7 protein-coding genes and 1 pseudogene are annotated in these 7,859 nt (G+C 66.3%); all 8 read left to right on the top strand.

The features are described from left to right. The first annotated feature begins 862 nt into the window (after positions 1-862). The gene (locus tag ACV4UX_RS15755; RefSeq protein ID WP_491594232.1) at positions 863-1,711 is read left to right on the top strand and encodes a cytochrome c3 family protein; all 849 of its coding nucleotides are present in this window, start codon (positions 863-865) and stop codon (positions 1,709-1,711) included. A 10-nt stretch (positions 1,712-1,721) separates the two neighbouring features. Continuing rightward, positions 1,722-2,681: pseudogene (gene hmcB, locus ACV4UX_RS15750) on the top strand (sulfate respiration complex iron-sulfur protein HmcB); the annotation flags it as partial. Between the two features lie 18 nt (positions 2,682-2,699). After that, positions 2,700-3,941, top strand: coding sequence for a sulfate respiration complex protein HmcC (gene hmcC, locus ACV4UX_RS15745; protein ID WP_491594231.1), 1,242 nt, complete (start codon positions 2,700-2,702; stop codon positions 3,939-3,941). A 10-nt stretch (positions 3,942-3,951) separates the two neighbouring features. Next, complete coding sequence (gene hmcD / locus ACV4UX_RS15740) at positions 3,952-4,092, top strand: sulfate respiration complex protein HmcD (RefSeq protein ID WP_173081523.1); 141 nt, start codon at positions 3,952-3,954, stop codon at positions 4,090-4,092. Positions 4,093-4,345: 253 nt separating this feature from the next. Beyond that, complete coding sequence (locus ACV4UX_RS15735; protein ID WP_491594230.1) at positions 4,346-5,518, top strand: ABC transporter substrate-binding protein; 1,173 nt, start codon at positions 4,346-4,348, stop codon at positions 5,516-5,518. A gap of 89 nt (positions 5,519-5,607) precedes the next feature. Beyond that, a complete protein-coding gene (locus tag ACV4UX_RS15730) occupies positions 5,608-6,558 on the top strand; it encodes a branched-chain amino acid ABC transporter permease (protein ID WP_491594229.1) in 951 nt (316 codons plus the stop codon). A gap of 3 nt (positions 6,559-6,561) precedes the next feature. Continuing rightward, a complete protein-coding gene (locus ACV4UX_RS15725; RefSeq protein WP_491594228.1) occupies positions 6,562-7,434 on the top strand; it encodes a branched-chain amino acid ABC transporter permease in 873 nt (290 codons plus the stop codon). Beyond that, positions 7,431-7,859 (top strand): ABC transporter ATP-binding protein (locus tag ACV4UX_RS15720; protein WP_491594227.1); only part of this gene is annotated, 429 nt, incomplete at its 3' end. The genes ACV4UX_RS15725 and ACV4UX_RS15720, both read left to right, overlap by 4 nt.

The raw sequence follows: 7,859 nt of genomic DNA, 5'->3' as shown, positions 1-7,859 counted from the left end.
GGTGCCATGCAGTGAAGTAAGACCGACGCATTTGGCCGGGAAGTCCCCATCCCCCCGCCCCGGCTTCCGGAGAAACTTGAGACACCGGAAGCCGGGGCCTTTTCGCGCGCTTGTTCCAGAGTGGAACAAGCGCGCGTGCGTTTTCGGCGGGACGGTGGCGCGGCCAGGACGGGCGCGGAACCGCTCCAGGCAGGGGCGTCCCCTTGAGCGGCGGCGGAGCGGCAGGCAAGCCTGCCAGGAGGCCAACTGCCAGGGATGGCTGCGCCGCGCGGCGTCTTGGCGTGCACCCGTCAGGAATGCCGCGCAATGCGTCTGCCTCAGGCGCTGCGCGGGTCGGGTTGGCGCGGACAGTCCACAGCGTCTGGCTGTTGCGCCGGGCCGGATCGGAAAAGAATTCTCCCGGCCATGGCCCTGATGCGCCAAGCGCGGCGACCTGGCGGCGACGGGTGGGACGCTTGCGGACAGAACCCCGTCGGGCGACCAAGAGGGGAAGGGCAATGGTCCGGATTTGCAACCATACGGAAGGATGCATGTTTGCCTTGCTGGAAGGGGTCTTTGGAGTTGGATTCAATGCTACTGCACTGGTATGAATTAGGAACCGTCGCGGGCGTCATCCGGCCCTGAAATGTCCGGTTTTGCGGGGCCCCAGACTGGCGAGCGGTCGGGAAGTCAATGGGGGCGCGGCCTGGCGGCATTGTCCCAACTTTCACGAACTGCTTGACGAAGCTCTTGCATGTGTTCTAGTTCCACTGGGAAATCGTTTTCAGGCCAGCTGTTTACAGCAGCGCCGCGTTGCCTGGGGGGTGGGGTCCCGGATGGCGCGGGTTCAGGCGTTCAACCCTAGAGGCAAGGACGGGTGCGTATGGTGAAACGTGTTTCCAGGTCACGCTGGGGCAGGGTCTGTCTCCTGGCTCTGACGCTCACGCTGGCAGCGGCCCTTTTGGCCGGGCTGGAAGTGGGCGAGGGCAGGCAGGCCAAGGCGCAATCCCCCCAGATCGTCATGAGCGGAACCGCCATCGGCGGCAAGCCCGGACAGGGTCCCCTGTCCAAGGCGGTGTTCAACCATCAAAAGCACGAGGCCGCGGTTCCCAACTGCGATTCCTGCCATCACACGGGCTCGCAGGAACCCTGCTCCACGTGCCACACCAGCCAGGGCTCCCCGGACGGCGGCAACGTCCAGCTTTCCCAGGCCATGCACTCCGCCACCTCCAAGTTTTCCTGCGTGGGCTGCCACTACCAGGCCGCCAAGAAGGCCAACTGCGCCGGATGCCACCAGGGCATCGCGCCCGGGCCCAAGGACGCCTCCTGCGCGACCTGCCACAAGGACCCCAAGGCCCCGGCCGCCCAGCCCGCCAAGCTGGCCCAGCCCGACACCGTGGACATCGGCTCGCTCTCCAAGAAGTACATGCCCGTGTCCTTCAACCACTCCGCCCACGTGGACTACCTGAAGGCCGCCGCCAAGGGCGACCTGGCCAAGGCCTTCCACTCCGAGGCCGGAACCCTCTGCCAGGGCTGCCACCACAACACCCCGGCCGACATGGTTCCCCCCAAGTGCGGCACCTGTCACGGCAAGGCCAATTCGGCCGATGAGCCCAAGCGTCCCGGCCTGATGGCCGCCTACCACATCCAGTGCATCCAGTGTCACAAGGCCATGGGCGTGGAGCCCGTCGCCGCCACGGACTGCAAGGGATGCCACGCGCCCAAGAAATAACGAGGTACCCATGAATCGCAGACACTTCCTGGGACTCGCCGGCGCGGCCACGGCCACTGCCCTGACCGGACAGGCCAACGCGGCAGGCGGGCACTCCTTAAACGGCTATCCCAACTCCTACGGCGTGCTCTTCGACGCGAGCCGCTGCATCGGCTGCCGCCAGTGCGAACTGGGCTGCAACCAGATCAACTCCGAAAACGTCACCAAGCCCTGGACCACGCTGCCCAAGAAGGACCCCAAGTCCTTCGAGGACACCAAGGGCATGAACGACAAGGCCCGCACCGACGCCACCATGTACACCCTGGTGAACAAGTACATGCCGGCGGCCGCGGGCGGGAAGTCCCCGGTGTACAAGAAGGCCCAGTGCTTCCACTGCAAGGAGCCGGCCTGCGCCTCGGCCTGCTTCGTCAAGGCCTTCACCAAGACCCCCGAAGGCGCGGTGACCTACGACGGCTCCGTGTGCGTGGGCTGCCGCTACTGCATGGTGGCCTGCCCCTGGAACGTGCCCGCCTACGAGTACGACAAGCTCATCCCCTACGTGCAGAAGTGCCACATGTGCCATCCGCACATCAAGGCGGGCAAGGCCAAGCTCCCGGCCTGCGTGAGCTCCTGCCCCATGGAAGCCCTGGTGTGGGGCAAGCGCGAAGACCTCATCAAGGAAGCCTGGAGCCGCATCGGCCAGGTGCCCGGGCGCTACATCCCCCACGTCTACGGCGAGCGCGAGATGGGCGGCACCAACTGGCTCTACATCTCCAGCGTGCCCTTCGCCCAGATCGGCCTGCCCGAGAACGTGGGCAACACCCCCGCCCCGGAGATGACCTCCGGCGCCCTGGGCCTGGTGCCCCTGGTGGCCTGCCTCTGGCCCGTCCTGCTGGGCGGCATCTGGCAGATCACCAAGTGGAAGGACAAGCGCGCCGAGGACGAGAAACAACAAGCCGTGGCCGAGGCCCTCGCCGCCGAACGGGCCAAAAAGTAAAGGAGACCGACCATGAGCCATCACGGTCACGGCGCTGAGCCGGTCATTCTGCCGCCGAGCGGGGCCTGGGACGTCATCAAGAGTCTCATGAACCCCGTCACCTACCTGAAGTTCGCCAAGGAGCACCCCATCCTGTCGGCCATCTTCGTGGTGGGCGTGTTCGTCACCATCAACCGCTTCTTCATCGGCGGCCTGGCCAAGACGACCAACCTCGACAACAACAACCCCTGGGGCATCTGGATCAGCTTCGACCTGCTCTGCGGCGTCGCGCTGGCCGCCGGCGGCTACACCACCACCTGCGCCGCCCTGATCTTCAACATCAAGGGCTTCCGCACGGCGGTGAAACCCGCCATCCTCACGGCGTTCCTCGGCTACGCCTTCGTCGTCTACGCCCTGCTCTACGACGTGGGCCAGCCCTGGAAGCTGCCCTATCCCGTGTTCGTCTCCCAGGGCACCAGCTCGGTCCTCTTCGAAGTGGGCCTGTGCGTCATGCTCTACGTCACGGTGCTGGCCATCGAGTGGCTGCCCAACTTCACCGACTGGGTGGGCTGGCAGAAAATCAGCCACATCATCCACAAGGCCACCATCGCCCTGACCATCATGGGCATCGTGCTCTCCACCATGCACCAGTCCTCGCTGGGCATGCTGTACCTGATCGCGCCCACCAAGATGCACCCCCTGTGGTACACCTCGCACCTGCCGCTGCAATTCTTCATATCCTCGATGGTTGCGGGCATGTCGATGGTCATCTTCGAGGGAACCATCTCGCACCACTACATGCATAGCCGCATGAGCGCCGAGTACAACCGCGACCATGACGGCGTTATGTTCATGTTCGCCAAGGCGTGCTCCATCGTACTCTTCGGCTACTTCTTCATGAAGTGGGTCCCCATTGCCGGGGAACACAAGTGGGCCTACCTGCTCGACGGCAAGTTCGCCCTCATGTGGTGGGCCGAGATGCTGGGCTTCATCGCGCTGCCCTGCTTCCTCTACGCCGTAGGCTACCGCTCGAAGAACACCGGCACCATCAAGGCGGCCGCCACCATCTCGGTGCTGGGCATCGTGTTCAACCGCTTCAACGTGTCCTGGTTCGCCTTCAACATCAACCTGACTCCCGACCAGCGGTACTTCCCCTCGGTGCAGGAGATCATCGTGTCGGTGTTCGTGGTCACCCTGATCATCCTGTGCTTCCGCTTCATCTCGAAGTACATGGCCATCTTCTCGGACCACCCGGCCTACAAGGACCACCACTAGGAGCATCGCCATGGAATTCCACGTCTATCACGACCAGATGGTCTTCGCCAAAGCGGCCGCCTACATCCTGATGGCCGTCGCCCTGGCCTGCGCCGTGGGCTGGTGGAAGTTCCTCACGGGCAAGGAGCCCAAGGAAAAGAACCACCACTAGAACCCGGCCCCCGGGCTGAAACCTTGGGCCGCGAGGCGTACGTCTCGCGGCCCTTTGCTTTGGCGCGCCCGGGCGGCGTGACGCGCCGTCGGCAAGGCTTCCGATGGTGCTGGTCCGGGCTTTCCGCGGCAACGCCCCCTCCAGGCGGGGGCCTCGACGCGAGGCGCCCCGCCTCTTGATATGGCTTGACAAAATGCGGCATTCAAGGGGATTCTGTCGCGTTTCCGAGAACATCAACCGTTTGGAGGACCGCATGACCAGAGTGCTTCCGCTCCTGGCCCTGCTGCTGGCTCTGGCCGTCAACGCGCTGGCCGAGCCCGTGGCGAGCCCCATCCCCATCGGCGTGGCCGTGGCCACCACCAGCAACGTGGCCCTGTTCGGCGAGGAGCAGGTCAACGGCGCGAAAATCGCCGAGGCCGTCCTCAACGCCAAGGGCGGCGTCAACGGCACGCCCTTCAAGATCATCTACCAGGACACCGCCGGCGACGAGGCCGGGGCCATCAACGCCTTCCAGAGCCTGATCACCGCCAAGGTGGTGGGCATCATCGGCCCCACCCTGACCCAGCAGGCCTTCGCCGCCGACCCCATCGCCGACCGCGCCAAGGTGCCCGTCATCGGCCCCTCCAACACCGCCAAGGGCATCGCCCAGATCGGCCCCTACGTGGGACGCGTCTCCGCTCCCATGACCGACGTGGCCCCCAACTCGCTCAAGTACGTGCTCTCCGTGGACCCCAAGATCAAGAAGGTGGCCGTCATGTTCGCCCAGAACGACGCCTTCTGCACCTCGGAGACCGGCATCTTCCAGGAAGCCATCAAGAACCTGGGCCTGGAGACCGTCACCATCCAGAAGTTCCAGACCACCGACACCGACTTCACCACCCAGGTCACGGCCGTGCTGGGCGCGGGAGCGGACATGGTGGTGATCTCCGGCCTGGCGGCCGACGGCGGCAACCTTGTGAAGCAGCTCCGGCAGCTGGGCTACCAGGGCCCCATCGTGGGCGGCAACGGCTTCAACTCCACCAACATGCTTCCCGTGTGCGGCCCGCTCTGCGAGGGCATCCTGGTGGCCCAGGCCTACAGCGCCCAGGCCGACAACCCCGTGAACAAGCTCTTCGTGGAAAAATACCAGGAAGCCTACAAGAAGATGCCCCCCCAGTTCGCCGCCCAGGCCTACGCCGCGGTGCAGGTGGTGGTGGAGGCCCTGGCCAAGGTCGAGAAGGACTCCGGCAAGAAGATCACCGCCATGGAGCTCGCCGAGGTCCGCGATCTGCTCAACAAGAACCTCCAGAACGCCACCTTCCTCACCCCCATGGGCGAAATCGCCCTGGACGCCGACGGCGAGGTGCACCAGAAGACCTTCTTCGTCTCCCAGATCAAGATGAACCCCGACGGCAAGACCGGGGCCTACGTGATCGTGAACAAATAGTCCGCTCCGGGGCCGGGCGAGGCATCGCCCGGCCCCATCCCGCTCCGGCGGGGAGAGACCTAACCTCCTAGCACATCCGGCCCATCACCATGTCCTTAGCCTGGTTCCTCCAGAATCTCCTCAACGGGCTTTCCATCGGCAGCGTCTACGCCGTGTTCGCCCTGGGCTACACCCTGGTGTTCTCCATCCTGGGCATCATCAACTTCGCCCACGGCGCGGTGTTCACCCTGGGGGCCTACCTCACCTACGTGCTGGCCGTGGGACAGTTCGGGCTGAACGGCCTGCTGGCGGGCGTGGCCCTGCCCTTCAAGCTGCCTTTCGTGCCCGCGCTCCTGCTGGGCGCGGCCCTCTCGGGGCTGGCGGGCATGGCCGTGGAGCGCCTGGCCTTCCGGCCCTTGCGCCGCAGGGGCGCCGACGCCCTGCTGGCCCTGGTCTCCAGCCTGGGCGTGGCGCTCATCCTGGTGAACCTCATCCAGTACCTCTTCGGCGCGGAGATCTACTCCTTCCCGCCGGACGTGTTCGGCTCGCTCCCCCCGGCCATGATCTTCAAGGTGGGCGGCAAGATGGTGGCCGTGCGCACCGTGCAGGTGATCCTCTTCGGCGTGAGCCTCCTCATGCTCCTTGCCCTGGTGTGGTTCATCCACTTCACCGTGAAGGGCAAGGCCCTGCGCGCCACGGCTGAGAACCCGGACACCGCAGCCCTCCTGGGCATCGGCGTGGACACCTTCATCCTGGGCACCTTCTTCATCTCCGGCGTGCTGGGCGGGCTTTCTGGCACGCTCATCGGCGTGAGCTTCGGGCTGGCCGGGCCGTATTTCGGCGTGGCCTACGGGCTCAAGGCCCTGGCGGTGATCGTGCTGGGCGGGCTGGGCTCCATCCCCGGAGCAGTGGTGGGAGGGCTGGTGATCGGCCTGGCCGAGGCCTTCCTGCCCCCGGACATGTCCTCCTACAAGGAGGCCGTGGCCTACGTGCTCCTCTTCGCCGTGCTGCTGGTGCGGCCCCAGGGCCTCCTGGGCGCGCATGTGGAGCAGAAGGTCTAGGCCATGGAAGAATTCGTCGCCCGTTACGGCTTTCTGTTCGTTGCGGTGGTGCAGCAGGCCCTGCTGGGTCTTTCGCTCTATTTTCCGCTCATGGCCGGGCAGCTCTCCCTGGCCAGCATCGGTTTCTACGCCCTGGGCGGCTACGTGGCCGCCGTGATGGGCACGCACCCGGGGCTTGCCCCCCTGCGCGATGCCCTGGGCTTCATGATCTACCCCGTGCAGTGGCTGGCGGCCCTGGCGCTCTCGGTGGCGCTGGGCGTGGCCCTGGGCTATCCGGCCCTGCGCCTGCGCGGCATCTACCTGGCGCTGGCCACCATCGCCTTCGTGCAGGTGGTGGGCGTGGCGGCCCTGAACATGCCCGTCACGGGCGGGGCCGTGGGCATCTTCGGCATCCCGCAGCCCTTCGAGTCGCGCCTGGCCTACATCTGGTTCTTCGGGCCGCTGCTGGTTCTCACGCTGGCCCTGATCCACCGCCTGGAGCGCTCCGGTGCGGGCAGGCTCTTCTTCTCCATCCGCGAGGACGAACTGGCCGCCCGAGCCATGGGCGTGGACGTGACCTTCCGCAAGGTGCAGGCCTTCGTCACCGGGTGCGCCCTGGCGGGCGTCACCGGGGCCATGAGCGCGCCTTTCCTGAACACATGGAACGTGCGCCAGGGCACCTTCGACGCCGCCGTGGCCTGCCTGGCCTACGTGCTCATCGGGGGCTCGCGCTCCAAGTGGGGGGCGCTTTTGGGCGCGGCCCTGCTGGTGAGCCTGCCTGAGATCCTGCGGCCCCTGAAGGATTCGCGCATGATCCTCAACGGCGTGGTGCTCGTGCTGGCCTGCGTGTACATGCCCAGGGGGATCGCGGGCCTTCTGTCCGGGAGGGGCAAATGAGCGCCGTTCTGGAGGTGCAGGGGCTCTCCAAGAGCTTCGGCGGGCTCATGGCCGTGATGGGCGTGGGCTTTTGCGTGCAGGAGGGCGAGATCTTCGGGCTCATCGGCCCCAACGGCGCGGGCAAGACCACCCTCTTCAACATGCTCACCGGGCTCACCAAACCCAGTGCCGGGACCGTGCGCTTCCAGGGCCAAGACATCACCGGGGCCGACCCCGCCCACGTGGCGCGCCTGGGCATGGCGCGCACCTTCCAGAACATCCGGCTCTTCGCGGGGCTTTCGGTGCTCGACAACGTGCGGGTGCCCCTGCACGCCAAGGCCGACGCCTCCTTCTGGGGCGGGCTCTTCGGCTCCCGCGCCGCGCGCGTCCACGAGGCCCAGGCCCTGGAGCGCGCCCGCGAACTGGTGGCCTACGCGGGCCTCGCC

It is taken from the genome of Fundidesulfovibrio sp., from assembly GCF_058402725.1.
Note: the sequence above shows the minus strand (reverse complement) of the source record. Positions and strands in the feature narration are given on the sequence as shown.